The following is a 22,517-nucleotide window of genomic DNA, read 5'->3' on the forward strand; positions in this document are numbered from 1 at the left end:
GAGCACCCCCTCAACGAGGTCTGCCGAAATGCACTCTTTGCAGTGTCTTTATCGCGCAATCGATGATAACCAGCCTGAACTGGCCCGCGACGTTCTAGACACGAACAAGGAGCTGGCGAATGCGCCGGATGAAACGCCGCCGCCTATCCATTGGGCGATTTTTCGTAACCGGCTTCAGATCGTCGAATTGCTTCTCGACTACGGTGCAGACATTGAAAGGAAAGATCAGGATCGCGGCGCCACGCCGCTCGACTACGCAATCATGTATGGGCGAATGGACATTGTCCGCATGCTGATCAATCGCGATGCCGACACCGATGGCCGACTGGAGCTCGCGCGACGAGCGGCGACAGGTGCATTTGATGAGTTTCCCGATTTACCATCTCGCAAGACATATCAGGAAGTCGCCAAGATCCTGCAGGCAGAGATCGGCAATAAGTAAGGCAGGCGCAGCCTGGATTTCTAGCGTTGAGGAGCCAGACCAAAGTCAACTCATATGGACTGCATTGCGGCTTTCGTTGATTGCGAACTCAATGCGGACCATCGCCAAACTCACTTCAACTGACTGTCTTTCGATCCCCGCCGGTTGATGCCGCCGCGTGCTTTGAAGGCGCCGTCCCGTTCCTGTTGGCACTCGATGCACAGCTTCACCCCCGGCAGCGCCACGCGCCGTGCTTCGGGGATCGGCTCTTCGCATTCGGCGCAATGGGTCAGGCTCTCGCCTGAGGGGCGTTTTTGCGCCTGCATCCGCGCCAGTTCATCGCTGATCGAGGCTTCGATCTGTTCGCTTACCGCGCCGTCGCGCGCCCAACCTCCGGCCATGACTCAAATCCGTTGTTCGATGTCCGAACAGAGTAGATGACACGGCCCGCGCGAGGCAAGCCGCCCAGGGCCGCACAACCGCCATGTGTCACAGCGCGGCGGCCTTGTCGAAAACCTGGTCGATCATATCCTGTGTCCCGCGCGAGAACTCCAGCGGGCAGGCATAGGGGACGCCGTCGCGCACGGACCGGGCAAATGCCTCGACCTGCAGCTTGTAGTGATCATCCGCCGGGAACCGCGTCACGAGGACTTCCAAACCGGGGCGATGCAACTCCACCCTTGCCTCGCCAAACACGCGGGCATTGAACGGCGCTGTCAGGCGGATCAGCCCCTTCTCACCGTGAAACACCATCTCCTGATAGGGGTGCATGCGGATCGAAACATAGCTAGAATAGGTAAATCCCGGGAAGGTCGCCTGGATTTCAGTGAACGCGTCGATCCCGTCCTCCCAGCGGATCCGCGAGGTGACCGAGATCGGTTCCTGCCCGGTCGCAAATCGCGTTGAACCGATGACATACACCCCGATATCGCGCAGCGCGCCGCCGCCGGTTTCCGCCCGATTGCGGATATTCCCGGTGTCGGCGCGATTGTCGAAGCTGAACGCGCCCGAGACATGCACCAGTGCACCGATTGCCCCGTCGGAGATGAGTTGCCGGACCAACTGCCATTGCGGGTGATGTACGATCATGTAGCCCTCGGCGGCGAGCAAGCCGGTCTCATCGCGTTTTGCGATCAGGGCATCGAAGTCCGGGGCCCGCATGCCCATCGGCTTTTCGCACAACAAATGCTTGCCCGCTTCGAGCGCCCGCAGGCTCCATTCCGCATGCATGTGATTTGGTAGCGGGACATAGACCGCGTCCACATCGGGGTCCGCAAGCAGATCCTCGTAGTTCAGATGGGTTTGCAGGTCCGGGCAAAACGCCTGAAACGGGTGCGCCTTTTCCGGGCTGGACGTGGCCAGGGCCGTCAGCGCCGCCCCATTTGCGGCATGGATTGCCGGCCCCATGTATTCACGTGCAAACTTTGCCGCGCCCAAGATGCCCCAGCGGACCGGTTCGTTCATGTGTCCTCTCCCTGCAATCGATCACCACCATAGTTGGGCAAACCGCCCCCGCAACCCCGTCCGGTACACGCACCGTCAGCGCCGTCCGGCTCATGCCGATGTGGCCCGACGCAAAGTCGTTCTTTTTTCTCACGACGAGGCGCGTACTCTTTCAGCAACAGCTCAGGGAGATGGAACTATGCTTCGATTGGTCAAATGGCTCTGCGGCCTTGCGCTGGTTGCGCTTGTCGTCGGTGCGGTGGTCTTTTTCAGGTTTATGCCCGCCTATATCGAAGACAAGCGCAACAATGTCATCGACCATGCCCCCTATCCGGTTTCCGATGCGGCTGCGGCGCTGCATGAAACACTGATCGTGGGCGACCTGCACGCCGATCCGCTGCTCTGGAGCCGTGATCTGACCAAGCGGGGCACCCGTGGCCAGGTGGACATCCCGCGTCTGATCGAGGGCAACGTGGCCGTGCAGGTCTTTACCGCCGTCACCAAATCACCCGCCGGTCAGAACTATGACAACAACGCCGCAGACGCCTTTGACAACATCACTGTGCTTGCCGTGGGCCAGCGTTGGCCCCTGCGCACCTGGGGTTCCCTGCGTGAGCGTGCGATCTATCAGGCCGAAAAGCTGCACGCCTTCGAGGCCAATTCGGACGGCCGCCTGAAGATCATCAAATCCGCCGCCGATCTGGAGGCGGTTCTGGCCGCCAAGGCAAACGGCGAACAGGTGGTTGGTGGCCTTCTCGGCATCGAAGGCGGACACCCTCTGGAAGGCGATCTGGCCAACCTGGACCCGATATACGATGCCGGGCACCGGTTGTTCGGCCTGCAGCACTTCTTCGACAACGAACTTGGCGGCTCGCTGCACGGGCAGGCCAATTCCGGCCTTAGCGATTTCGGGCGTGAAGTGGTGGCGGAACTGGCCAAACGCCCGGTGGTGATCGATCTGGCCCATTCCAGCCCGCAGGTTGCCCGCGACGTGCTGGAGATGACCGAAATCCCACTGGTTGTCAGTCACACCGGCCTGCACGGCTTCTGCCCGGTCAAGCGCAATTATCCCGATGACCTGATGCGCGACATCGCCGCCACCGGCGGCGTGATCGGCATGGGGTACTGGGCCGATGTGACCTGTGGCGACATCACGCCCGCAGGCATCGCCAAGATGATCGTGGCCGCGATCGAGACCGTTGGCGAAGACCACGTCTCGCTGGGCTCGGACTACGACGGGTCCGTGGAAACCGCGTTCGATACATCGGAACTGGCCGCACTGACATCTGGCCTGATGGAGACCGGACTGACCGAAGCGCAGATCCGCAAAGTCATGGGAGAGAACATGATGCGCGTTTTGCGGGACCGCTTGCAATAACATCGGATTGCGGGAGAGCCTGACAGTTTGCACTGGCAAGCCGCCTGAAAAACACGTCCTTGCGGGCCGTATGTTGCCGGCGTCAAGGCACTTGGAATCTCAAGAAAGCTGATCTTGCCCCGAAGAGGCCCGACTGTGATTGCCAGTGAACTCGGCTGGCGGAAATCGGCCATCACCGTCAGTGGCCTCCCCGGCCTTTGATCCACGGCATCATTTGCCCCGTACCCCAAACGTCCTTGCAAATCAGATGCCGGCCATCCCTTGCGCCCTTCTGTTGCGAGGACGTGCAAACAGGGTGGGAGACAAAGCAGAATGGAAGCGACACAAACATTGACCGGTATCGTGCTGAACAGCGGTGCACCGGGGACTTTTGACACCGACAACAGCGATTTCGACCTGCTCCGCGAAGCGGTCATTGCCGCAGGGCTGGCGGACACGCTGAACAGCGACGACGTCGCGTTGACGGTATTTGCCCCGAACGACGCGGCCTTTATCGAACTTGCCCAGACCCTGGGTTTCAAAGGCTCGGACGAAAACGGAGCGCTCAGCTATATCATCGAGGCGCTGACGCTTCTTGGCGGCGGCGATCCGATCCCGCTTATGTCGGAAATCCTGAAATATCATGTGGTTGACAGCAAGTTCAACCTTGAGGCAGTGGCAGGTCTGGGAAACGGCGCGGCCATTGGAACGCTGCAAGGCGGGGATCTGACGCTCAATCTGGCAAGCACACCGCCGAGCTTGGGTGACGCGGATGATGGTATCGATGATCCCGGCCTCATCGCCTTTGATATCAAGGCCACAAACGGGATAATCCACGTTCTGGACGGCGTGCTGTTGCCGATTTCGGTGACGGATATTCTGACGCAGAAAAACACCGACTTCATCCTGGGCGGCGACTCGGATGAATTCTACTTCACCGGCAAGGGCAATGACTTCGTCGATGGCAACGGCGGCAATGATGTGATCAGAACCGGCCAGGGCAACGACGTGGCACTTGGCGGCACCGGCAACGACCTGATGTTCGGCGGCCGCGGGGCTGACCTGCTGCGCGGCGAAGACGGCCATGACATCATCCACGGCGGTTCGGGCAAGGACACGATCGATGGCGGTTCCGGCAACGATCTGCTGAAAGGCGGGCGCGGAAACGACATACTTAGGGGTGACGACGGCAACGACGTCATTCACGGTGGCCGCGGCAAGGACCTGATCGACGGTGGCGCAGGAAACGACCTGCTGTCCGGCGGCTGGGGTAGCGACACGTTCGTTTTCGAGCAAGGCGATGGCGACGATACAATCGTCGGGTTCCGGGCGGGCCGCGATAAGATCGACCTGTCGGGTTACGACGGCATTACCAGTTTTGCGGATATCGAGGACGATATCGATGGTGGGTTCTTCAGAACCACCATCGAGCTGGAAAACGGCGACAGCATCAAGCTTTTGGGTGTCTGGGAGAGCCAGCTTTCGGAAAGCGACTTTATCTTCGCGTGATCGCAGGCCGAAGCCAAATGAAACAGCCCGCCGTGATTAGCGGGCTGTTTTGGTTGATAGAAGCGTAAGGTCAGGCCGAGGTCAGCATCCCCTTCTCACGGGCCAGTTCGCGCATCTTCTTCTGCAGCTTCTCGAACGCCCGCACCTCGATCTGGCGAATGCGCTCGCGGCTGACCTTGTACTGCGTGCTCAGCTCTTCCAGCGTCACCGCCTGATCCATCAGACGGCGCTGGGTCAGGATGTCCTTTTCCCGGTCATTCAGCACCGCCAGGGCCTCGGCCAGCAACTCGCGCCGCGCCTCGAGCTCATCGCGGGCCTCGTAATCGCCCGCCTGGTCGGCGTCTTCGTCCTCAAGCCAGTCCTGCCACTGCATCGAGCCTTCGCCCTCGGTTCCGACCGTGGCGTTCAACGACGCGTCACCACCGGACATGCGGCGGTTCATGCTAATCACGTCCTCTTCGGACACGCCCAGATCGGTGGCGATCTGCGCCACGTTCTCGGGACGCAGGTCGCCCTCTTCCAGTGCACCGATGCGGGCCTTGGCCTTGCGCAGGTTGAAGAACAGCTTTTTCTGCGCCGAGGTCGTGCCCAGCTTCACCATCGACCACGACCGCAGGACATATTCCTGGATCGAAGCGCGGATCCACCACATCGCATAAGTCGCCAGCCGGAAACCCTTTTCCGGGTCGAACTTCTTGACCGCCTGCATCAGGCCGACATTGGCCTCGGAAATCACCTCGGCCTGCGGCAAGCCGTAACCACGGTATCCCATGGCGATCTTGGCGGCCAGCCGCAGGTGCGAGGTAACCATCTTATGCGCGGCCTCGGTGTCCTGCTCCTCGACCCAGCGCTTGGCCAGCATGTACTCTTCTTCCGGCTCCAGCAGCGGAAACTTGCGGATTTCCTGCATATAGCGGTTCAGGCCGCCTTCCGGAGTGGGTGCGGGGAGGTTTGCATAGTTTGCCATGTTCCGTGTCCCTCCTTGTAATGTTTATGGCTTTAACATGGATATGGGTCATCCATGTTGCCCTTTCAAGAGGTGGGGCTACTATATTGTGATTAAGCTTCCATTAAGGAAACATGAGAATGCGTGTATCACGCGCATGTGCTAATCATGTCAGTGGCGCACGTAAAGCGGCGATCAGGTTTGCCATATCGTCAGGAATCGGGGCCTCGAACCGCAGATGTTCCCCCGTTACGGGATGTTCAAAGCCCAGGATCGCCGCGTGCAGGGCCTGCCGGGGAAACGCATGCACGGCTTCTGCCGCTTGCGCAGATAGCGCCTTCTGTGCCAGTTTGCGCTTGCCGCCATAGACCGGATCGCCGATCAGGCCGTGGCCTGCATGGGCCATATGCACGCGGATTTGGTGGGTACGGCCGGTCTCCAGCCAGCATTCGATCAGCGCCACAACGGCAGGCGTACCGAACGGCTCGACAATCCGCGCCCGCGTCACCGCGTGGCGGCCGCCGTGAAACAGCACCGCCTGTTTCTGCCGGTCGGTCTTGTGCCGCGCCAATTGCGTGGTCAGGCGCAGGACATTGCCCGGCTCGAAACTCACCCCCTTGATCCCGCGCAGCCGGGGATCGTTGGCGTCCGGCACCCCGTAGCAGAGTGCGCGATAATAGCGCTCGACGCTATGTGCCTCGAACTGCGGGGCCAGTCCCTGATGGGCGGCATCGGATTTGGCCACGACCAGCAACCCGCTGGTTTCCTTGTCGATCCGGTGCACGATGCCGGGACGCTTGACGCCGCCCACCCCGGACAAATCGTCGCCGCAATGGTGCAGCAGCGCGTTGACCAGCGTGCCGCTGGGCGAGCCCGGCGCCGGGTGCACGACCATGCCCGCAGGTTTGTTGACCACGATCAGATCGGCATCCTCGAACACGATATCCAGCGGGATATCCTCGGGGCCAATATGGCTGTCCTCGGCCTCTTCCACTGTGATGGTGATCCCTGCCCCCGCGGCCACCCGCGCCTTGGCGTCGGTCAGCACCGCGCCATCCACCTGGACGGCGCCTTCGGCGATCAGCCGCGCCAGCCGGGTCCGCGACAGGGCTGCCTCGGCTGGCACATCCCGTGAAAGCGCCTTATCAAGGCGGGGCGGCGGCGCGGCCGCAATGGTGAATTCTATCAGGCGGGTGCCCATGACTGTCCCTTCCGACCCCCAGGAACCGCAGGAAACACCGCAGCTGAGGCTGCTTCGGCGCATGGTCATGCTGCTGACCGCGGTGATGATTGGCGGGGTTCTAGTCACATTCGCACTGATTGTCATCCGCCTGTCGGATCGTACCCCCACCTTGCCCGATCAGGTCGAATTGCCCGACGGTGCCAAGGCCCAGGCGGTTACGATCGGCTCGAACTGGTATGCAGTGGTGACCGACGACAATCGAATTCTGATTTTCGATAAAACCACCGGCCGGATGCGGCAGGAAATCACAATCGAGTAACCGAAACACGCCCCTTACTGGACGGTTGCAAAGACATTCGCGAGTTTGGTGGATGGTACCGCCTCCCTGGCTTGAACAGGGGACCTCTGGATCCACAATCCAGCGCTCTAACCAACTGAGCTAAGGCGGCACTTGTGAAGGGCGATGTACCCAACCGGCCTGCGGAATGCAAGGGGCTTAGAGTTGAATTTTCCAGCTTTGTTCGACCAGATCGACCCCGAAGGAATGCACCGGTTTGCTGTCCTCCAACTGCCAGCCGGTCGCCGCATAAAGCGCGCAGGCAGCACGGTGGCTTTCATGGGTCCAGAGCCGCATGTCGCGATATCCGGCGTCCCGTGCGAACCCCATACAGGTGTGCAGCAAACGCTTGCCCAGTCCCCTGCCCCGCGCCTCGGGCAGTAGCAGGAACAGGCGCAGTTTGGCCGTGGACTCTCCAGCTTTGACGCAGAAGATACTGCCCAGCCGGTGGCCGTCCTGCTTGGCAATCCAGCCCCTTTCGAGCGTCGGGTCATGATCGGCGATGAAATCGTCGAGGATTTGCGCGACCAGTTGCCCAAAGGTGTCGTCAAACCCTTCGTCACGGGCATATAGAGTACCGTGACACTCAACCAGCCAGGGGGCGTCATCGGGGCGGAACGGGCGCAGGGTGACATCATTCATGCCCCATCTGAACGCAAAGCCCGCTTGATTCTCAACCCGTTGCGGGCTAGCACAAACGCTCATCTCCGGAGGCTGACATGAGCATCAATACCGAGCGCGATATCGAGGCGAATCTGCAGATCGGGCCGACCGATCAGGGCATGGTGCGCCTGTTCATCGAGGCAGGAGATATCGAGATCCCGATGGATTTCGACCCGGAAGAGGCCGAGGAAATCGCCGAGGAGATTCGTGCAGCCGCTCATGCCGCGCGCGCCGTGAAAGGCTAAGCCCTACAGCCTCGGGTCGCGCAGGGCGCGCAGTCGCCGCGCCGCGTCCATTGCAAATTTCTGGATCAGCTTCTTGCGCCGCGCCGGGGCAACCTTGTCCTCGGGCGCCATGCGGATGACCTCGGCGTCATAGGCGTCGGCGATGATCAATCCCGTTTCCGATGGCAGCAGATCGGTCGGAAAGTCGGTATCGACCGCCCAGAAGAACCGGTCGCACCATTCCAGATAGCCCTGCCACTTGGCATCCGACTGATAATCGGCGCGGCTGGATTTGCACTCGACAACCCACAGCTCGCCCTTGGGGCCCAACCCCATAACGTCCACGCGCAATCCGCGGGCGGGCACAAATTCCTCAACGGAAACAAAGCCATGGCTCGCCAGGTGCCGCGCCACGCCGCGCGCCAGTTTCTGTCCGGGCTGCAAATCCAGTGTCATGCGCCAAAGGTGAACAATTCATGAACAAAAATCAAGGGCGCGTGGCGTACTTGACATGATACTAAAAGGTATCTTATTAAATGAGATACCAAACGGTATCACTTAAGGAGGTACCATGACAGACCAGACCCAATACGCCTTTCGCGCCCTGGCCGACCCGACCCGGCGCGACATCGTGCGGATGCTGGCCGCGGACGAGATGACCATCGCGCAGTTGACCGAGCGGTTCGACATGACCCGCGCGGCAGTGAAAAAGCATCTGACAGTGCTCTCGGATGGCGGCCTCATCACTGTCGAGCCAAGGGGGCGCGAGCGCGTCAACCGGCTCAACCCGCAGGGCATGGAGCCGGTTCTCGACTGGTTCAGCTATTTCGACCAGTTCTGGGACGACCGCCTTGCTGATCTGAAAGAAGCCATTGAAAGGAACAAGAAATGACCCAAACCGTTCTGGAGAAATCCATTTATCTGCGCGCCGAACCCGAAACCGTCTGGGCCTATCTGACCGAACCGGACCGGCTGGCCGAATGGTTTCACAAGCCCGAACGTCCGCTGGCGGCGGGGCAAAAGCTGGAGATGTACGGCACCACCAGCGGCGACCTGCTGATCTGGGGCGAGGTGCGGGCGGCGCGGCCGCCGGAATATCTGGAATACACATTCACCGTCAAACCCATGGGGGATGCCGTCAGCGTGGTGAAATGGACGCTGGAGCCAGTCGCGGGCGGCACCAAGCTGTCGCTGCTGCATGAGGGCCTGCCGCAGGGCGCCGAGGCGTTCGGTCTGGTTCTGGCGCTGGACAAGGGCTGGGACGGTCATTTAGGCGAGATGCGCGAAGCGCTCAACGAAACTGTTCCTGCCTAACCCCTTGTGCAACCCCGCCGGGAGGCCTACTTAGGCGGTCGGCGGGGTCTGCCCTTCTCGTGACAGGTAGCATTCCGGTGGCCTTAAGCAATTCCGAGGGAGCTGGCTCTGTTCAGGTCCTGGCCTGATTACCTGGCGCCCACCTGTAAATACAGGTCCTCGGGAATCAAAGCCGCACGGTTGACTGGTGGTCCCGCCACATTTTCCCTTTTCGCCCAGATCGGGATCAGCGTTTCGCGCCGGCCTCCTGCCGGATCAGCGTCGGTTTGATCGCGTGCGCAACGGGCGTGCCACGGCGGGGACCTTTCGGTTTTTCCGCCATGCTCATGATCTTCCACGCGAACTGCACCCCGGCAAAGACAATCCCGTTCATGAACCAGATCATGCCCAGCGCGATCAGTCCGCTGTCAGAGCCAAAGATGAGGCCCCGCAGGTTGGCCACGTTCAGCACCAGCAGCAGCGCGACGAACACCGCCGAGATCACGAATCCGATAGCCACTTGGGTGATGTAGAGGCGGATCAGTTTGGGCATGGTGAGTCTCCTTGCGCTCTGACATTCAGTTTAGCGCATATTAGGCCCGGGTTACAGCACACAAAGGCGTGTCAGAACGCCTCGGGCTGAGCTTCGCGCGCCATGTGATCCAGCACGGCGTTGACGAATTTCGGCTCGCGGCCCTCGGGGAAGAAGGCCCGCGCGATGTCCACGAATTCGTTGATCACCACCTTGGGCGGGGTGTCGTGATGCGTCAACTCGGCGCCTGCGGCGCGAAAAGCGGCGCGCAGAGTCGGGTCGATGCGGGCAATCGGCCATTTCGCCACCAGCGCCCGGTCGGTCATCTGGTCGATCTGGGCCTGATAGTTCACCGCGTCATCGACCAGCTTGCGGAACAGCGAGATATCTCCGTCCAGCATCTCGTCCCCCTCGTAGACCGCACCGAACCGGTGATCCAGAAACTCGTTGACGACGGCTTCGATGGTCTGGCCCGACTGCTCCATCTGAAACAGCGCCTGCACGGCGTAGAGCCGCGCGGCGGATTTCATCAAGCGTTTCCGGTTGCCCGGCTTGGGCGCGTCTTTGGTACTCATGCGGTCTTGGGTCCGTTGCTGTCGCCTGCCAGAAGGATCGACTCGGACGGCGGTTTAAAGCCGACCCCCTTTCTGGAAGCGCCCCACTTACGGCTGAGCGCGATCAGATGCAAGGCCGCAGCCGCAGCCCCACCGCCTTTGTTCTGATCGGCGGGATCGGCGCGCACTTCGGCCTGTTTGCGGTTCTCGACCGTCAGGATGCCGTTGCCGATGCAAAGCCCCTGCAGGCCCATCAACTGGATGGCGCGGCTGCTGTCATTGCAGACCGTGTCGTAATGCGTGGTCTCGCCCCGGATCACGCAGCCCAGTGCCGCGTAACCGTCGAAATTGCACTGCCGGTCGGCCATGGCGATGGCGGTTGGTACCTCCAGGGCGCCGGGCACTTCGGCGATGTCCCAGGTGCCGCCGGCGGCCTCGATCTCAGCCTTCGCGCCCGCGACCAGATTGTCGGCGATGTCCTTGTAATAGGGCGCCACCACGATAAGCAGCTTCACCGGTGCGTCGAACTCGGCTCGGGGCAGGATGTAGTGGGTTTCTTGTCCGGCCATGTCAGTCATCCTTCAGAATCGGTCGGGTCCCGACGATGGACAGCCCATAAGCATCCAGACCCAGGTATTTCGTCTCGGGCGTGTCGGTCAGCAGCACCAATTCGTGTAGCCCCATCTTGGACAGGATCTGCGCCCCCAGCCCGGTCTGCTTGATGGTGCGCGGCCCTTCGTCCTCGCTGGCGTAAAGCGAGTTGCGCGGCTGGCGGAACAGGCAGACCACGCCCCGTCCCTCGGCGGCGATCTTCTGCATCGCGCGCGGCAGTTCCTGAGGCGATTTTGGCCCCAGGCCCAGCACATCCGACGCCTCATGCAGCGCATGGGTGCGAGTCAGCACCGGCTCGGGGGTGGAGATATCGCCCTTGATCATCACTACGTGCTCGATGCCGTGGGTCTGGTCGGTGAAGATCCGCAGCTCCCACTCGCCGCCATATTCCGAGGCGACGGTCTCTCGCGAGGTTTCGACCACCAGATTGTCGTTGCGCGACCGGTAGGCAATCAGGTCGCTAATGGTGCCGATCTTGAGTCCGTGTTCTTTGGCGAACGCCACCAGATCGGGCAGCCGCGCCATGGTGCCGTCCGGCTTCATGATCTCGCAGATCACGCCCGAGGGGTTCAGCCCGGCCAGACGCGAGATATCCACAGCCGCCTCGGTATGGCCCGCACGCACCAGCACCCCGCCCCGCTTGGCCCGCAGGGGGAAGACATGGCCTGGCGTAGCGATATGGGCCATCGTGTTCTGCTCGTTGATCGCGGTTGCCACGGTCAGCGCCCGGTCGGCGGCGGAAATCCCGGTGCTCACCCCCTCGCGCGCCTCGATCGAGACGGTAAAGGCGGTTTCGTGCCGGGACGAATTATTGACCGCCATCATCGGCAGGCCCAGCAGGTCGATCCGCTCGGCGGTCATCGGCAGGCAGATCAGCCCGCGCCCATGCGTGGCCATGAAGTTGATCGCCTCGGCATCGGCGAACTCGGCGGCGATCACCAGATCGCCCTCGTTCTCGCGATCCTCATGATCGACCAGGATATACATCCGGCCCTTGCGCGCCTCGTCGATGATCTCTTCGATCGGGCTGATCGCGTCGCGCAGCTGGGCCTCGACCGGACCCGGGGTTTCAAAGCTCATGGGGCAGCCTTTCGCTGAGCATCTCTTGCGTGGCGGGATAGACCACCCATGCGCCAAAGGCCAGACCGCAAACGGCATCGGCAGGGCTGGACGCGGCGTAGAAAGGGCGGATAGCGTCCCGGCAAAGGAAGAGAGGAGTTCCGGATGCGCGTATCCCGCATGATCACCGCCGTCGAGGCCCATGCCGAGGGCGAACCGGGCCGCGTCATCACCGGCGGCCTGCCGCACATCCCGGGTGAGACGGTGTTCGCAAAGATGCGTTGGATGCAGGAAAACCTCGACGAGGTGCGCCTGCTGATGCTGCGCGAGCCGCGCGGCAATCCCGGTCTCTGCTGCAATGCGCTGGTGCCGCCCTGCGATCCGTCCGCCGATGCGGGGTTCATCATCATGGAGCAGATGGAGTATCCGCCCATGTCCGGCTCGAACACGATCTGCGTTGTCACGGTGCTGCTGGAAACCGGCGTTCTGCCGATGGTCGAGCCGGTGACCGAACTGACGCTTGAGGCCCCGGCGGGTTTGATCCGGGTGAAGGCGGAATGCCGGGACGGCAAGGTCAAACGCGTCGAGTTTCGCAACGTCCCCGCCTTCGCCATGCATCTGGATGCGCCGGTCGAGGTGCCGGGTTTGGGCACGGTCCATGTGGACGTGGCCTGGGGCGGGATGTTCTTCGTGCTGGTCGAGGCGGCAAAACTGGGCGTGTCGCCTGATGCGGAGAATGGCGCCGAAATCGTCCGCGTCTCGGAAGCGATCCGTCATGCCACGGCTGAACAACTCCCGGTGGTCCACCCGGAAAACCCCCAAATCACCGGACCAACGATCACCAATCTCTGGGGGCCGCCGGTTGCCCAAGGCACCCATGGCCGCGGCGCCATCACCATTTCGACTGGCCCTTACAATCCTGCGCGTCCACAGGACGCCTCGGGCATCCTCGACCGCTCCCCTTGCGGCACCGGCACCTGCGCCAAGATGGCGGCGCTGCATGCACGCGGGCTGCTGAAGGTGGGCGAGGATTACGTGAACGCGGGACCCTTGAGCACCTCTTTCACGGGGCGCATCGTCGATACCTCAACCGTCGGCCCCTACCCGGCCATCATCCCCACACTGTCTGGTCAGGGCTGGATTCACGGCACAGCGAACTGGACACTCGATCCCTCTGACCCGTTTCCCGCAGGCTACAAGGTCGGAGACATGTGGTAGCGAAGGGCCAACGGCGTAACCCGGTGGCGGGCACGCACGCCGCAAAAATGCCCGAATCCTGTCGAACGAGCGTCAAAGCCCCACCGTATCTGTTTTCGCAACAAACTGTTGCCGCAAGCCGGAGGGGGCAAAAGACATGACGCATGTACTGACTGCGCTCTCGACCGCAGGCTCAGCGTTGGGTGCGACGCTGAGACGAAATCGTCTGTTCTTGTCTCTGGTGCTGATCTACACATTTGCAGCCGCAGCGGTAGGCCTTTTCATGGGGATCCCTTTTTGGGCCAGGGTGCCGCCGGTCGTGCTGACTATTCTGGATATCCTGAAGTTGTTCCTGATCATCATTGGCACCAGCATTATTGTCTGGCGTTTCATCCACTGCCTGTTGCGGGTTAAACCCGACAAGCCGGTCCGATGGCTGATGTCCGATTTGCGCTCAATCCTGCGCGACGTTACGCATCCGGTAGACGGCATCCTGTGCTTTATGCTTATCGCGCTAATGTCCGCAAGTTACGCGTTTTTCAAAGATCTGATCCCGGTCGTAAATCCGTTTCAGTGGGACACGTATTTTGCCGCTCTGGACCGAAGCCTGCATGGCGGGGCCGATGTGTGGACCTTGCTTTGGCCGCTATTTGGCTCTCCGACCGCGACGAGCTTAATCAACGTGGCTTATCACGCCTGGTTCGCGCTGATTTACCTAGCTGTGTTTGCGGCCGCCTTCGACCGCCGCGATCCCGAGCGCGGGACCGTCTTTCTGGTCTCGTTCGCACTGACTTGGGCCGTCGGCGGCAGCCTGCTTGCGACGCTCTTTTCCTCTGTTGGCCCGGTCTATTACGAAGCCTTCGGCTTTGGCGACACCTATGCCGGACAGATGGAGAGGCTGAAGCAACTGAACGAAATCAGCCCCGTTTGGGCGCTTGAACTGCAGCAGAAGCTGCTTGAGGGCTATCAGTCCCAAAGCGGCATGCGTGGTATTTCGGCCATGCCCAGCATGCATGTGGCCACCAGCGCGGTCATTGCCCTGTTCGGTTTCAGCTATTCGCGGGTGCTGGGGTGGCTGCTGACGGCCTTTGCCGGCGTCATCCTGATCGGATCGGTCCATTTGGGATGGCATTACGCGGTCGACGGATATCTCTCGATCGGATTGGCAGCGCTGTTCTGGTGGGTGGCCAAGATCCTGACGCGGCGGTTCGGCGCGACCGAAAACTATCCGCAGTCGGCAAGCCTGGCCACGTAACGGGCCAGCGTGTCGATCTCGAGGTTGACGGCATCGCCCACCGCCACGTCGCCCCAGGTGGTCACCTCTTTGGTGTGCGGAATGAAGTTGATGCCGAAATCGCAGCCATCGACATCGTTCACCGTCAGCGACGTACCGTTCAGTGCCACCGAGCCTTTCGGAGCGATGAACCGTGCGAGTTCCTTGGGCGCCCGCAAGGTCACGCGGGTGCTGTCCCCCTCGTCCGCGACGGCCATCACCTCGGCCACGCCATCCACATGTCCTGAGACGATGTGCCCGCCCAATTCGTCCCCGACTTTCAAAGCCCGCTCCAGGTTGAGCCGTTTGCCTTCGGTCCAGGTCCCCAGATTGGTCGTGGACACCGTCTCGGCACTGATCTCGACATCGTACCAGTCCTCGCCCAGCGCGATCACCGTCAGACAGACACCGTCGCTTGCAATCGAGGCGCCGATATCGATACTCGCAGTGTCGTAGCACGTCGCGATCCGCGCCCGCAGATCGCCCCGCTTTTCCAGTTCCACCACGGTGCCGATATCTGTGACAATGCCCGTAAACATGTTCTCAACCCTTTCAGGACCAGCATTCATGGCCGGGGTAACGCTCCCTGCCGCCGCGGACAAGCCCCCACCTTGCCATCGGGATGCACCATGCCGTAGTTTCGACGGAATTTTCTGCCAGACTGAAGCAACCGCCACCATCGCAAATGGACCGCATGACGCTTAACGAGGCCCCTTCCGGACGTGTGTTCCTGTTTCTCCAGGGGCCGCACGGCCCGTTCTTCGATGCGTTGGCGAAGATGCTGCGGACTGCTGGAGCCACCGTGCTGCGTGTCGGGTTCAATGCCGGTGACCGTGCCTTTTGGTTCCACAAGGACAGTTATATTCCCTATCGGGGCACACTTGCTGAATGGCCGGACACCCTTGATACCCTGCTGGCAGAGCACGGTGTGACCGACATCGTACTCTATGGCGACACCCGGCCCATCCATGCCCGCGCCGCCAAAGCCGCACGGACACGCGGGCTGGCCCTGCATGTGTTTGAGGAGGGGTATCTGCGTCCCTGGTGGGTCACTTACGAACGCGGCGGTTCGAACGGGCATTCGCGACTGATGGAGATGTCGGTCGCCCACATGCAGGCCGCGCTGGTTCAGTCTGACGCTGAAGCTCCCCCGCCTCCATCACATTGGGGCGACATGCGCCAGCATGTGTTCTATGGGGCGCTTTACCACTGGTTCGTGATGTTCTGGAACCGCCGCTATCGCAATTTCCAACCCCATCGCGACCTGCCGGTGTCGCGCGAGTTTCATCTGTATCTCAAGCGCTTGCTGATGATGCCGCTGCACTGGCTTCAGCGCAGGCAGGCAACGCGCAACATTCGCAATGGCGGCTTCCCCTATCATCTGGTGCTGCTGCAACTGGAACATGACAGCTCTTTCCAGAATCACTCGCCCTTTGCGTCAATGACAGAGTTTCTCGATCGCGTGTTCGAGGGGTTTGCGCACGGTGCACCGCGTCACCATCATCTGGTCATCAAGGCGCATCCGCTGGAAAACTACCGGGTTCCGCTGCGCCGGGAAATCCGGCAATTGGCAAAGCGGTATGGCCTGACCGATCGCATCCACTACGTGCCCGGGGGCAAGCTGGCCCAGTTGCTTGACGATGCACGTAGCGCGGTCACGGTGAATTCCACCGCCGGTCAGCAGGCGCTTTGGCGGGGAATTCCGCTGCGTGTGTTTGGAGCCGCTGTTTATGCGAAAGCGGAGTTCGTTTCGACCCAACCGATCAGCGCATTTTTTACAGCCCCCGACCGCCCCGACAGCCGTGCCTATCGCGATTACCGCCACTATCTGCTTGAAACCAGCCAGATTCCGGGCGGTTTCTATTCGCGCCGCGGGCGCCGGCAACTGTTGCGCCGGGTGGTCGACATGATGCTCAGCCACGAAGATCCCTATCAGGCCTTGACCTCGGGAAAAGCGGCAGCACGGCAACACTTGCAGGTTGTGACCTGAGCGAAGCGCGCCGTGAGGCTGGATAACCGCAGCCGATTTCGGTACTTTGCCGCCAACTCCTGAGGCAGAAACAGAACCGGTCGAGGACCCCAAACAGTGAAAACCCCCTCTTTCCGTTGGGCCAAATGCACCGCCCTTCTGGCCGCGCTTTCCATTGTGGCCGCGTGCACGCTGCCCAAAGTCGGGCCGAACAAGCGCGAAATCTTCGAAGGTTCCGTGCTGAACAATGGCGACGCGTTCGTTGTCGAAGTGAACGACCGTGTCACGCGCGCTACTGCGGTGGTTCCGGCGCTAGGGTTTTCCTCTGCCTTCCAGAGCGCGTCCAACCTGACCGCGGACACGATCCGACCCGGTGACGTTCTGGGCCTGACGGTCTGGGAAAACGTCGATGATGGCCTGCTGGCCGGCGAGACCAGCAACGCAACCATTCTGGAAGAAGTGCAGGTCGACAGCGACGGGTTTATCTTCGTGCCTTATGCCGGGCGGGTCCGCGCCTCGGGCAACACGCCCGAGCAACTGCGCGCCGTGATCACCAAAGAACTGGAAGAGCAGACGCCGGATCCACAGGTTCAGGTCCGCCGCGTTGCTGGCGACGGCGCTACCGTTTCACTGACCGGCGCCGTTGGCGTGCCCGGCGTCTATCCGATCGAACGCCCGACCCGGACACTCGCCAACATGTTGGCCAAGGCCGGTGGAGTTTCGGTCGAACCGGAAATCGCGCAGGTCACCGTGATCCGCGGCAACCAAAAAGGACAAGTCTGGTATCAGGATCTGTTCACCAATCCGCAGCTCGACATCGCACTCCGCGGCGGCGACCGCATTCTGGTCGAACAGGATACCCGGTCCTTTACCGCGCTTGGCGCCACCGCCAGCCAGGCCCGGGTTCCGTTTGAAAGTCAGGACCTTTCCGCGCTTGAGGCGATTGCGCAGGTCGGTGGCCTGCAATCCCTTTCGTCCGATCCGACGGGCATCTTCATTTTGCGCAACGAGCCGGCCGAAATCGCCGGTCAGGTTCTGGGCCGGAACGATCTTCAGGGGGCGCAACGCATGATCTATGTGCTGAACCTGACCGAGCCCAACGGATTGTTCGAAGCCCGTGATTTCGTGATCCGGGACGACGACACGATCTATGTGACCGAAGCGCCCTACGCACAATGGACCAAGACCATTTCGCTGATCGCCGGCGGTCTGACCCCTGTTGCCAATGTCGCGACGCTGACCGGCAACTGACGGCATGAGCCATGATCCGGATTCGGCAGCCGGGGGCGAACGCTCCCGGCTATTCGTTTATAACGGGGGCTTCCTGACCCAACGCCGCATCCGCCGTATCCTGTCGCTGGCAGGGTATGACCTGCGCCTTGGCCTGCCCGGACCATCAGACATGGTCGGCATCTGGGGCACCAGCCCCACCGCCCATCGCGGGCGCGCAGTGGCTATGCGCCGCAATGCGCCGCTCTTGCGAGTAGAGGACGCCTTTCTGCGCTCGCTTCATCCCGGGCGCTCAGGCGAGCCGCCGTTGGGGCTGCTGCTCGACCGGTCCGGGGTGCATTTCGACCCTGCCGCGCCCTCCGATCTGGAGACCCTGCTGGCCACCCATCCACTGGACGACACCGCACTGCTGAACCGCGCACGCGGCGCGACTGAGCGGATGCGAGAGCTGCATCTGAGCAAGTATTCCGCCTTTGACCCCGAGGTGCCCGTGCCCGATCCCGGCTATGTGCTGGTGGTGGATCAGACGCGTGGCGACGCCGCCGTCACCGCAAGCGGCGGCGACGAGGCGCTGTTTCGCGAGATGCTGGTCTTCGCGCAAGAGGAGCATCCCGGCGCGCGGGTGATCATCAAGACCCACCCTGAGACCGCCGCCGGGCACCGGTCTGGACATTACACATCGCAGGATGCAACCGGGCGCGTCACCTTGCTGGACCAGCCGGTTAGCCCCTGGGCTCTGCTCGAAAGCGCGGTCGGGGTCTATACGCTGTCCTCGCAATTGGGATTCGAGGCGATACTGGCCGGGCATAAACCGCGGGTGTTCGGGCAGCCCTTCTATGCGGGCTGGGGTCTGACACAGGACGAACGCCCCCTGCCCCGCCGCCAGCGCCACCTGACCCGCGCGCAGTTGTTTGCGGCGGCGATGCTGCTCTACCCGGCCTGGTACGATCCTTATCGTGACCGGCTGTGTGAGTTGGAAACCGTGCTGGACACGCTCGAGGCGCTGACCCGCGCATGGCGGCAGGATCACCGGGGCTGGACCGCCTCGGGCATGCGGCTGTGGAAGCGGCGCCCCTTGCAGAAGATGTTCGGACAGCAGAAGAAAATCGGTTTTACCGACGCACCGGATCCCGCCGATCCCCGCCCGCACATGAGCTGGGCCAACCGGGTCGGAGACCAGGACGACGTAGTCCGGGTTGAAGACGGGTTTTTGCGCTCGCGCGGGCTAGGAGCCGAGCTAGTACCTCCGGTGTCGCTGGTGACCGACGATCTGGGCATCTACTACGATCCGACCCGGACCAGCCGGTTGGAAGCGCTGATCGCTGCGCGTGAAACGCTCCGCCCCGATCAGCAGCTCAGGGCCGAGCGTCTGGTGGCACGGCTGACCGAGGGCGGGCTCAGCAAGTACAATCTGGGCGGCGCCGTGCCCGATCTGCCGGAAGGGCACCGCATCCTGGTGCCCGGACAGGTCGAAGATGACGCCTCGATCCACAAGGGTGCGGGGAGCATCCAGACCAATCTTGAGCTGCTGCGCGCGGCACGTGAGGCCAATCCGAAGGCAGTGATCATCTACAAGCCCCATCCGGATGTCGAGGCCGGGCTGCGCACCGGTGACATCGCGCCGACCGATCTGGCGGATGTGATCGCCGGCGGCTCCGATCCGGCGGCGCTGCTGAAGCAGGTGCAGGAGGTCTGGACCATCACCTCGCTCACCGGGTTCGAGGCGCTGTTGCGCGAGGTCAAGGTGACCACGCTGGGCGCGCCGTTCTACGCGGGCTGGGGGCTGACGACCGATCTGGGACAGGTGCCTGCACGCAGGGGCGCGCGACCGTCGCTCATGGGCCTTGTGCACGCGGCGCTGATCGACTATCCGCGCTATCTGGACCCGGTGACCGGCCTGCCTTGCCCGGTCGAAGTGGCAGTGGAGCGGCTGAGTGCGGGACATATCCCGCATCCGGGGCTGGCCAACCGGCTCTTGTCCAAGCTGCAGGGCACCTTCGCCACCTACGCGCATCTCTGGAGATAGGCAGCAAAGCCGCTTGCAAGCGGCTTAAGCGGTTTCCAAACCGCTTGAAGGCGTTTTCAAACGCCTTTTCCGCTCTGTGTTTCCCGGGATGCTTATCTCAGGGCGCGCGTCCAACGGTGCAGGATATCCGCACCAACGGGCCGGGTTTCGACCAGCTCGAACCGGGGCGCATCCTCCAGCCGGTCCAGACCCAACGCACCAACCGCGGGCAACCCCTCGGCTCCGATTGCGATCCCCGCCGAAAAACCGATCAGCTCATCCACCAGATCCTCAGCCAGCAACGAAGCCGCCAGTGCCGAACCACCCTCGCAGAACACCCGGGTCAGCCCGGCCAGCCCCAACTGTTGCAGCAGGTCCGCCGCATCAAGCTGCACACCATGCACCGCGCAGGAAATCAGTCGCGCACCAAGCCCCTCCCAGGCGCGCATGCGCTCAGCATCCGCGCCAGGTCCATGACACAACCAGACGGGAACATCGTTGGCCGTCCGCGCCAGTTGTCCCATCAGCGGCAGGTCCAGATGGCGCGAGACCACGACCCGAACCGGCTGATGCTCGACCCCCAGATCGCGCACCGTCAGCGACGGATCGTCCGCCCGCGCCGTGCCAGCGCCGACGATGACCGCATCGTGGCGCGCCCTCATGGCATGCACCACCCGCCGCGCCTCGGGTCCGGTGATCCACTTGCTCTGTCCAGTCGCCGTGGCAATCCGACCGTCGAAACTGCTGGCCAGTTTTAGCGTCACCAGCGGACGGCCCTGTTCGGTTTTCAGAAAGAACCCGGCATGATCCCGCGCGGCCTGATCGCGCAGCACACCGGTCGTCACCTCGATCCCGGCCTCACGCAGCAGTGCAAAGCCCTGTCCGGCAACGCGCGGGTCACTGTCCTCGACCGCGCAGACCACCCGGGCCACGCCCGCCGAGACCAGCGCCTCGGCGCAGGGCGGAGTTTCTCCGTGATGGGCGCAGGGTTCCAGCGAGACATAGGCGGTCGCGCCGCGCGCGGCCTCTCCGGCCTGCGCCAGCGCCTCGGTTTCCCCATGCGGACGCCCGCCCGGCTGAGTCCAGCCGCGCCCGACGATCCGGCCACCTTGCACGATCACGCAACCCACTGCGGGGTTGGGCCAGCATGTTCCTTGTCCGCGCCGGCCCAGTGACAGGGCCAACGCCATGAAACGCTTATCTGTGTCGTTCACTCTTCAGCCGGAGGTTGCGGCGGGCGCAATTCATGGACAAACTCCTCGAAATCGTCGGCCGCCTGGAAATTCTTGTAGACGCTCGCAAAGCGAACATAGGCCACCGTGTCGATCCGCGCCAGCGCTTCCATCACGATCTCACCGATCTTGTTCGAGGCGATATCGGTCTCGCCCATACTCTCAAGCCGCCGCACGATGCCTGAGATCATCTGATCGATGCGATCCGGGTCAATGGGACGTTTCTGCATCGAGATGCGGATCGACCGCTCCAACTTGTCGCGATCGAAATCCTCGCGCTTTCCGTTCGACTTGATCACTACCAGATCGCGCAACTGCACGCGTTCATAGGTTGTGAACCGGCCGCCGCACGCCGGACAGAACCGCCGCCTGCGGATCGCCACGTGATCCTCTGCGGGCCGTGAATCCTTGACCTGAGTATCGATATTTCCGCAAAACGGGCAGCGCATTCGCCGTCTCCTCGTCCCTTGTCCGCCTCTTTTTGTGAGCGCTCCGGCCCACTTATCCACAACTATAGGATAACCGCTAGGGTTTGGGTAGCCGGAATTTCACACCGCAAGATAAAGGATGTCAGGCGAAATGCGCCGCGACCCGGCGCGTGTGCGCGGCACGGCGGTGTTCGAACAAATAAACGCCCTGCCAGGTGCCCAGCGCGGGCGCCCCGTTTGCGACCGGGATTGACAGGGATACCGGCATCATCGCTGCCTTGATATGGGCAGGCATGTCATCCGGGCCCTCGTATGTATGCCGCAGATAGGCCATCGAGGGATGATCCGAGGGCGGCACCAGCCGTTCGAAAAAGGCGTGCAGATCGGTTTGCACCTCGGGATCGGCGTTTTCCTGGATCAGCAGCGAGCATGAGGTATGGCGGACAAACAACGTCAGCAGCCCATCCTTGCCCATGGGGCGCAGCCACTCTCGCAACTGCGCCGTGAACTCATAGAGGCCGGGGCCCCGGGTCGCGATCTGAAATTCGGTCTGCATGTTCCCTAGATGCCCGTGGGGCTGACTGCGTTCAAGTGCTCGCTAGTCGTCGCAGTCGAGGAACACGCATTCACCGAAAAAACGGGATGACGTTACAGAGGGAATTAGCCCTCTGAACGCTCATGCTATCGCCCACAGGGAAACCGGTGCGAAGCCCACCTCCCTGCAGCGGTGTGACACCTGCGGCGGTTGGGTTAAGCGTGAATTGCACCGCGGTGCGCCGACCGGTTGTGACGCTCCGCCCACGGCCGTTGACCACATATATCTTCTGATTCCAGGGGGCTCCGGCAGCGCGGCGGGAGAAGTCGGACGCCGCACACCAGATGGCATCCGAGCTGGTATCAGTGCGTGGGATAACCTCGAACACGGAGCCATTGATGGGGTTCACGCGCGCGCCGTTCTTAGCGCTGAAAGCCTGCGCCTCGGCAGCAAGCGTGAATGTTGCGGCAACGGTCAATAACAATCTGAGTTTCATTGGTCTAAATCTCTCTTTT

27 protein-coding genes and 1 tRNA gene are annotated in these 22,517 nt (G+C 62.1%); 12 read left to right on the plus strand and 16 right to left on the minus strand.

Annotated elements, in window-relative coordinates; genetic code table 11:
• Nucleotides 1-28: 28 nt before the first annotated feature.
• Entirely contained in the window at nt 29-442 is a 414-nt protein-coding gene (locus GOX53_RS06335) for an ankyrin repeat domain-containing protein (protein WP_171174514.1), read from the plus strand.
• 110 nt (nt 443-552) lie between these two features.
• Here the strand turns inward: GOX53_RS06335 and GOX53_RS06340 are convergent, their stop codons facing one another.
• Together GOX53_RS06340 and GOX53_RS06345 are read right to left on the minus strand one after the other, a co-directional pair.
• On the minus strand, nt 553-822 hold the full coding sequence (locus GOX53_RS06340) for a DksA/TraR family C4-type zinc finger protein (protein ID WP_171174516.1): 270 nt from the start codon (nt 820-822) through the stop codon (nt 553-555).
• A gap of 88 nt (nt 823-910) precedes the next feature.
• Nucleotides 911-1,885: a Gfo/Idh/MocA family protein gene (locus GOX53_RS06345; RefSeq protein WP_171174518.1), complete on the minus strand. Its 975-nt coding sequence runs from the start codon at nt 1,883-1,885 to the stop codon at nt 911-913.
• Between the two features lie 178 nt (nt 1,886-2,063).
• On the opposite strand from GOX53_RS06345, the gene GOX53_RS06350 reads away from it, so the two are divergent.
• Nucleotides 2,064-3,242, plus strand: a complete 1,179-nt coding sequence (locus GOX53_RS06350) for a dipeptidase (protein ID WP_171174520.1) — start codon at nt 2,064-2,066, stop codon at nt 3,240-3,242.
• A gap of 312 nt (nt 3,243-3,554) precedes the next feature.
• Nucleotides 3,555-4,730, plus strand: coding sequence for a fasciclin domain-containing protein (locus GOX53_RS06355; protein ID WP_171174522.1), 1,176 nt, complete (start codon nt 3,555-3,557; stop codon nt 4,728-4,730).
• 70 nt (nt 4,731-4,800) lie between these two features.
• On the opposite strand, the gene rpoH is transcribed toward GOX53_RS06355, so the two are convergent.
• Both rpoH and GOX53_RS06365 read right to left on the minus strand, forming a co-directional pair.
• Nucleotides 4,801-5,697 carry an RNA polymerase sigma factor RpoH gene (gene rpoH, locus GOX53_RS06360; RefSeq protein ID WP_171174524.1) on the minus strand — a complete coding sequence of 299 codons (897 nt, stop codon included), beginning with the start codon at nt 5,695-5,697 and terminating at the stop codon, nt 4,801-4,803.
• A 145-nt stretch (nt 5,698-5,842) separates the two neighbouring features.
• The gene (locus tag GOX53_RS06365; RefSeq protein WP_171174526.1) at nt 5,843-6,877 is read right to left on the minus strand and encodes an RluA family pseudouridine synthase; all 1,035 of its coding nucleotides are present in this window, start codon (nt 6,875-6,877) and stop codon (nt 5,843-5,845) included.
• Here GOX53_RS06365 and GOX53_RS06370 point away from each other — a divergent pair.
• Entirely contained in the window at nt 6,876-7,178 is a 303-nt protein-coding gene (locus GOX53_RS06370; RefSeq protein WP_171174528.1) for a DUF6476 family protein, read from the plus strand. The genes GOX53_RS06365 and GOX53_RS06370 overlap by 2 nt on opposite strands.
• A gap of 53 nt (nt 7,179-7,231) precedes the next feature.
• Here GOX53_RS06370 and GOX53_RS06375 read toward each other — a convergent pair.
• Nucleotides 7,232-7,308 (minus strand) — tRNA-His (locus GOX53_RS06375).
• 47 nt (nt 7,309-7,355) lie between these two features.
• Nucleotides 7,356-7,838 (minus strand): GNAT family N-acetyltransferase, encoded by a 483-nt coding sequence (locus tag GOX53_RS06380; RefSeq protein ID WP_171174530.1) that lies wholly within the window; start codon nt 7,836-7,838, stop codon nt 7,356-7,358.
• Nucleotides 7,839-7,915: 77 nt separating this feature from the next.
• Between GOX53_RS06380 and GOX53_RS06385 the strand changes: the two genes are divergently transcribed.
• On the plus strand, nt 7,916-8,104 hold the full coding sequence (locus GOX53_RS06385) for a DUF6324 family protein (protein ID WP_171174532.1): 189 nt from the start codon (nt 7,916-7,918) through the stop codon (nt 8,102-8,104).
• Nucleotides 8,105-8,107: 3 nt separating this feature from the next.
• Here GOX53_RS06385 and GOX53_RS06390 read toward each other — a convergent pair whose 3' ends face one another.
• Nucleotides 8,108-8,539, minus strand: coding sequence for an MmcB family DNA repair protein (locus GOX53_RS06390; protein ID WP_171174534.1), 432 nt, complete (start codon nt 8,537-8,539; stop codon nt 8,108-8,110).
• Between the two features lie 115 nt (nt 8,540-8,654).
• Between GOX53_RS06390 and GOX53_RS06395 the strand changes: the two genes are divergently transcribed.
• Both GOX53_RS06395 and GOX53_RS06400 read left to right on the plus strand, forming a co-directional pair.
• Nucleotides 8,655-8,975, plus strand: a complete 321-nt coding sequence (locus GOX53_RS06395) for a helix-turn-helix transcriptional regulator (RefSeq protein ID WP_171174536.1) — start codon at nt 8,655-8,657, stop codon at nt 8,973-8,975.
• Nucleotides 8,972-9,397, plus strand: coding sequence for an SRPBCC domain-containing protein (locus tag GOX53_RS06400; protein WP_171174538.1), 426 nt, complete (start codon nt 8,972-8,974; stop codon nt 9,395-9,397). Before GOX53_RS06395 ends, GOX53_RS06400 begins: the two co-directional genes overlap by 4 nt.
• Before the next feature lie 226 nt (nt 9,398-9,623).
• On the opposite strand, the gene GOX53_RS06405 is transcribed toward GOX53_RS06400, so the two are convergent.
• From GOX53_RS06405 to ribB, 4 genes are all read right to left on the minus strand, one after another.
• Nucleotides 9,624-9,929, minus strand: coding sequence for a hypothetical protein (locus GOX53_RS06405; protein WP_171174540.1), 306 nt, complete (start codon nt 9,927-9,929; stop codon nt 9,624-9,626).
• A gap of 71 nt (nt 9,930-10,000) precedes the next feature.
• A complete protein-coding gene (nusB, locus tag GOX53_RS06410) occupies nt 10,001-10,483 on the minus strand; it encodes a transcription antitermination factor NusB (RefSeq protein WP_171174542.1) in 483 nt (160 codons plus the stop codon).
• A complete protein-coding gene (locus tag GOX53_RS06415; protein WP_171174544.1) occupies nt 10,480-11,031 on the minus strand; it encodes a 6,7-dimethyl-8-ribityllumazine synthase in 552 nt (183 codons plus the stop codon). Before GOX53_RS06415 ends, nusB begins: the two co-directional genes overlap by 4 nt.
• Nucleotide 11,032: 1 nt before the next feature.
• The gene (ribB, locus tag GOX53_RS06420) at nt 11,033-12,154 is read right to left on the minus strand and encodes a 3,4-dihydroxy-2-butanone-4-phosphate synthase (protein ID WP_171174546.1); all 1,122 of its coding nucleotides are present in this window, start codon (nt 12,152-12,154) and stop codon (nt 11,033-11,035) included.
• A 144-nt stretch (nt 12,155-12,298) separates the two neighbouring features.
• On the opposite strand from ribB, the gene GOX53_RS06425 reads away from it, so the two are divergent.
• Together GOX53_RS06425 and GOX53_RS06430 are read left to right on the plus strand one after the other, a co-directional pair.
• Nucleotides 12,299-13,351: a proline racemase family protein gene (locus GOX53_RS06425; protein WP_171174548.1), complete on the plus strand. Its 1,053-nt coding sequence runs from the start codon at nt 12,299-12,301 to the stop codon at nt 13,349-13,351.
• Between the two features lie 136 nt (nt 13,352-13,487).
• Nucleotides 13,488-14,585 carry a phosphatase PAP2 family protein gene (locus GOX53_RS06430; protein WP_254446482.1) on the plus strand — a complete coding sequence of 366 codons (1,098 nt, stop codon included), beginning with the start codon at nt 13,488-13,490 and terminating at the stop codon, nt 14,583-14,585.
• Here the strand turns inward: GOX53_RS06430 and GOX53_RS06435 are convergent.
• A complete protein-coding gene (locus GOX53_RS06435) occupies nt 14,555-15,142 on the minus strand; it encodes a riboflavin synthase (protein ID WP_171174550.1) in 588 nt (195 codons plus the stop codon). The two genes, GOX53_RS06430 and GOX53_RS06435, sit on opposite strands and share 31 nt — an antisense overlap.
• A 155-nt stretch (nt 15,143-15,297) precedes the next feature.
• On the opposite strand from GOX53_RS06435, the gene GOX53_RS06440 reads away from it, so the two are divergent.
• The 3 genes from GOX53_RS06440 (at nt 15,298) to GOX53_RS06450 (ending at nt 19,828) form a co-directional block, all read left to right on the plus strand.
• The gene (locus tag GOX53_RS06440; RefSeq protein ID WP_171174552.1) at nt 15,298-16,593 is read left to right on the plus strand and encodes a capsule biosynthesis protein; all 1,296 of its coding nucleotides are present in this window, start codon (nt 15,298-15,300) and stop codon (nt 16,591-16,593) included.
• A 96-nt stretch (nt 16,594-16,689) separates the two neighbouring features.
• Nucleotides 16,690-17,823: a polysaccharide biosynthesis/export family protein gene (locus tag GOX53_RS06445; RefSeq protein WP_171174554.1), complete on the plus strand. Its 1,134-nt coding sequence runs from the start codon at nt 16,690-16,692 to the stop codon at nt 17,821-17,823.
• A gap of 4 nt (nt 17,824-17,827) precedes the next feature.
• A complete protein-coding gene (locus tag GOX53_RS06450; protein ID WP_171174556.1) occupies nt 17,828-19,828 on the plus strand; it encodes a capsular polysaccharide biosynthesis protein in 2,001 nt (666 codons plus the stop codon).
• A 92-nt stretch (nt 19,829-19,920) separates the two neighbouring features.
• On the opposite strand, the gene ribD is transcribed toward GOX53_RS06450, so the two are convergent.
• From ribD to GOX53_RS06470, 4 genes are all read right to left on the minus strand, one after another.
• A complete protein-coding gene (gene ribD, locus GOX53_RS06455; RefSeq protein WP_371810258.1) occupies nt 19,921-21,021 on the minus strand; it encodes a bifunctional diaminohydroxyphosphoribosylaminopyrimidine deaminase/5-amino-6-(5-phosphoribosylamino)uracil reductase RibD in 1,101 nt (366 codons plus the stop codon).
• A complete protein-coding gene (gene nrdR / locus GOX53_RS06460; RefSeq protein WP_171174558.1) occupies nt 21,018-21,488 on the minus strand; it encodes a transcriptional regulator NrdR in 471 nt (156 codons plus the stop codon). Before nrdR ends, ribD begins: the two co-directional genes overlap by 4 nt.
• A 121-nt stretch (nt 21,489-21,609) precedes the next feature.
• On the minus strand, nt 21,610-22,023 hold the full coding sequence (locus GOX53_RS06465) for a secondary thiamine-phosphate synthase enzyme YjbQ (RefSeq protein WP_171174560.1): 414 nt from the start codon (nt 22,021-22,023) through the stop codon (nt 21,610-21,612).
• A gap of 70 nt (nt 22,024-22,093) precedes the next feature.
• Complete coding sequence (locus tag GOX53_RS06470; RefSeq protein WP_171174562.1) at nt 22,094-22,498, minus strand: hypothetical protein; 405 nt, start codon at nt 22,496-22,498, stop codon at nt 22,094-22,096.
• Between the last annotated feature and the right edge of the window lie 19 nt (nt 22,499-22,517).

Origin of the sequence: Ruegeria sp. HKCCD8929, assembly GCF_013031405.1 — a bacterium.
Classification (GTDB): domain Bacteria; phylum Pseudomonadota; class Alphaproteobacteria; order Rhodobacterales; family Rhodobacteraceae; genus Ruegeria.

Excerpts from the sequence above, each read along its gene's own strand:
- GOX53_RS06415 (WP_171174544.1), bottom strand. The coding sequence starts at position 11,031 with ATGGCCGGACAAGAAACCCACTACATCCTGCCCCGAGCCGAGTTCGAC.
- GOX53_RS06390 (WP_171174534.1), bottom strand. The coding sequence starts at position 8,539 with ATGACACTGGATTTGCAGCCCGGACAGAAACTGGCGCGCGGCGTGGCG.
- GOX53_RS06400 (WP_171174538.1), top strand. The coding sequence starts at position 8,972 with ATGACCCAAACCGTTCTGGAGAAATCCATTTATCTGCGCGCCGAACCC.
- GOX53_RS06425 (WP_171174548.1), top strand. The coding sequence starts at position 12,299 with ATGCGCGTATCCCGCATGATCACCGCCGTCGAGGCCCATGCCGAGGGC.
- GOX53_RS06405 (WP_171174540.1), bottom strand. The coding sequence starts at position 9,929 with ATGCCCAAACTGATCCGCCTCTACATCACCCAAGTGGCTATCGGATTC.
- GOX53_RS06350 (WP_171174520.1), top strand. The coding sequence starts at position 2,064 with ATGCTTCGATTGGTCAAATGGCTCTGCGGCCTTGCGCTGGTTGCGCTT.
- GOX53_RS06380 (WP_171174530.1), bottom strand. The coding sequence starts at position 7,838 with ATGAATGATGTCACCCTGCGCCCGTTCCGCCCCGATGACGCCCCCTGG.
- rpoH (WP_171174524.1), bottom strand. The coding sequence starts at position 5,697 with ATGGCAAACTATGCAAACCTCCCCGCACCCACTCCGGAAGGCGGCCTG.
- GOX53_RS06450 (WP_171174556.1), top strand. The coding sequence starts at position 17,828 with ATGAGCCATGATCCGGATTCGGCAGCCGGGGGCGAACGCTCCCGGCTA.
- GOX53_RS06465 (WP_171174560.1), bottom strand. The coding sequence starts at position 22,023 with ATGCAGACCGAATTTCAGATCGCGACCCGGGGCCCCGGCCTCTATGAG.
- nusB (WP_171174542.1), bottom strand. The coding sequence starts at position 10,483 with ATGAGTACCAAAGACGCGCCCAAGCCGGGCAACCGGAAACGCTTGATG.
- GOX53_RS06365 (WP_171174526.1), bottom strand. The coding sequence starts at position 6,877 with ATGGGCACCCGCCTGATAGAATTCACCATTGCGGCCGCGCCGCCGCCC.
- ribB (WP_171174546.1), bottom strand. The coding sequence starts at position 12,154 with ATGAGCTTTGAAACCCCGGGTCCGGTCGAGGCCCAGCTGCGCGACGCG.
- GOX53_RS06355 (WP_171174522.1), top strand. The coding sequence starts at position 3,555 with ATGGAAGCGACACAAACATTGACCGGTATCGTGCTGAACAGCGGTGCA.
- GOX53_RS06470 (WP_171174562.1), bottom strand. The coding sequence starts at position 22,498 with ATGAAACTCAGATTGTTATTGACCGTTGCCGCAACATTCACGCTTGCT.
- GOX53_RS06345 (WP_171174518.1), bottom strand. The coding sequence starts at position 1,885 with ATGAACGAACCGGTCCGCTGGGGCATCTTGGGCGCGGCAAAGTTTGCA.
- GOX53_RS06440 (WP_171174552.1), top strand. The coding sequence starts at position 15,298 with ATGACGCTTAACGAGGCCCCTTCCGGACGTGTGTTCCTGTTTCTCCAG.
- GOX53_RS06340 (WP_171174516.1), bottom strand. The coding sequence starts at position 822 with ATGGCCGGAGGTTGGGCGCGCGACGGCGCGGTAAGCGAACAGATCGAA.
- GOX53_RS06395 (WP_171174536.1), top strand. The coding sequence starts at position 8,655 with ATGACAGACCAGACCCAATACGCCTTTCGCGCCCTGGCCGACCCGACC.
- GOX53_RS06370 (WP_171174528.1), top strand. The coding sequence starts at position 6,876 with ATGACTGTCCCTTCCGACCCCCAGGAACCGCAGGAAACACCGCAGCTG.
- GOX53_RS06435 (WP_171174550.1), bottom strand. The coding sequence starts at position 15,142 with ATGTTTACGGGCATTGTCACAGATATCGGCACCGTGGTGGAACTGGAA.
- GOX53_RS06385 (WP_171174532.1), top strand. The coding sequence starts at position 7,916 with ATGAGCATCAATACCGAGCGCGATATCGAGGCGAATCTGCAGATCGGG.
- GOX53_RS06430 (WP_254446482.1), top strand. The coding sequence starts at position 13,488 with ATGACGCATGTACTGACTGCGCTCTCGACCGCAGGCTCAGCGTTGGGT.
- nrdR (WP_171174558.1), bottom strand. The coding sequence starts at position 21,488 with ATGCGCTGCCCGTTTTGCGGAAATATCGATACTCAGGTCAAGGATTCA.
- GOX53_RS06335 (WP_171174514.1), top strand. The coding sequence starts at position 29 with ATGCACTCTTTGCAGTGTCTTTATCGCGCAATCGATGATAACCAGCCT.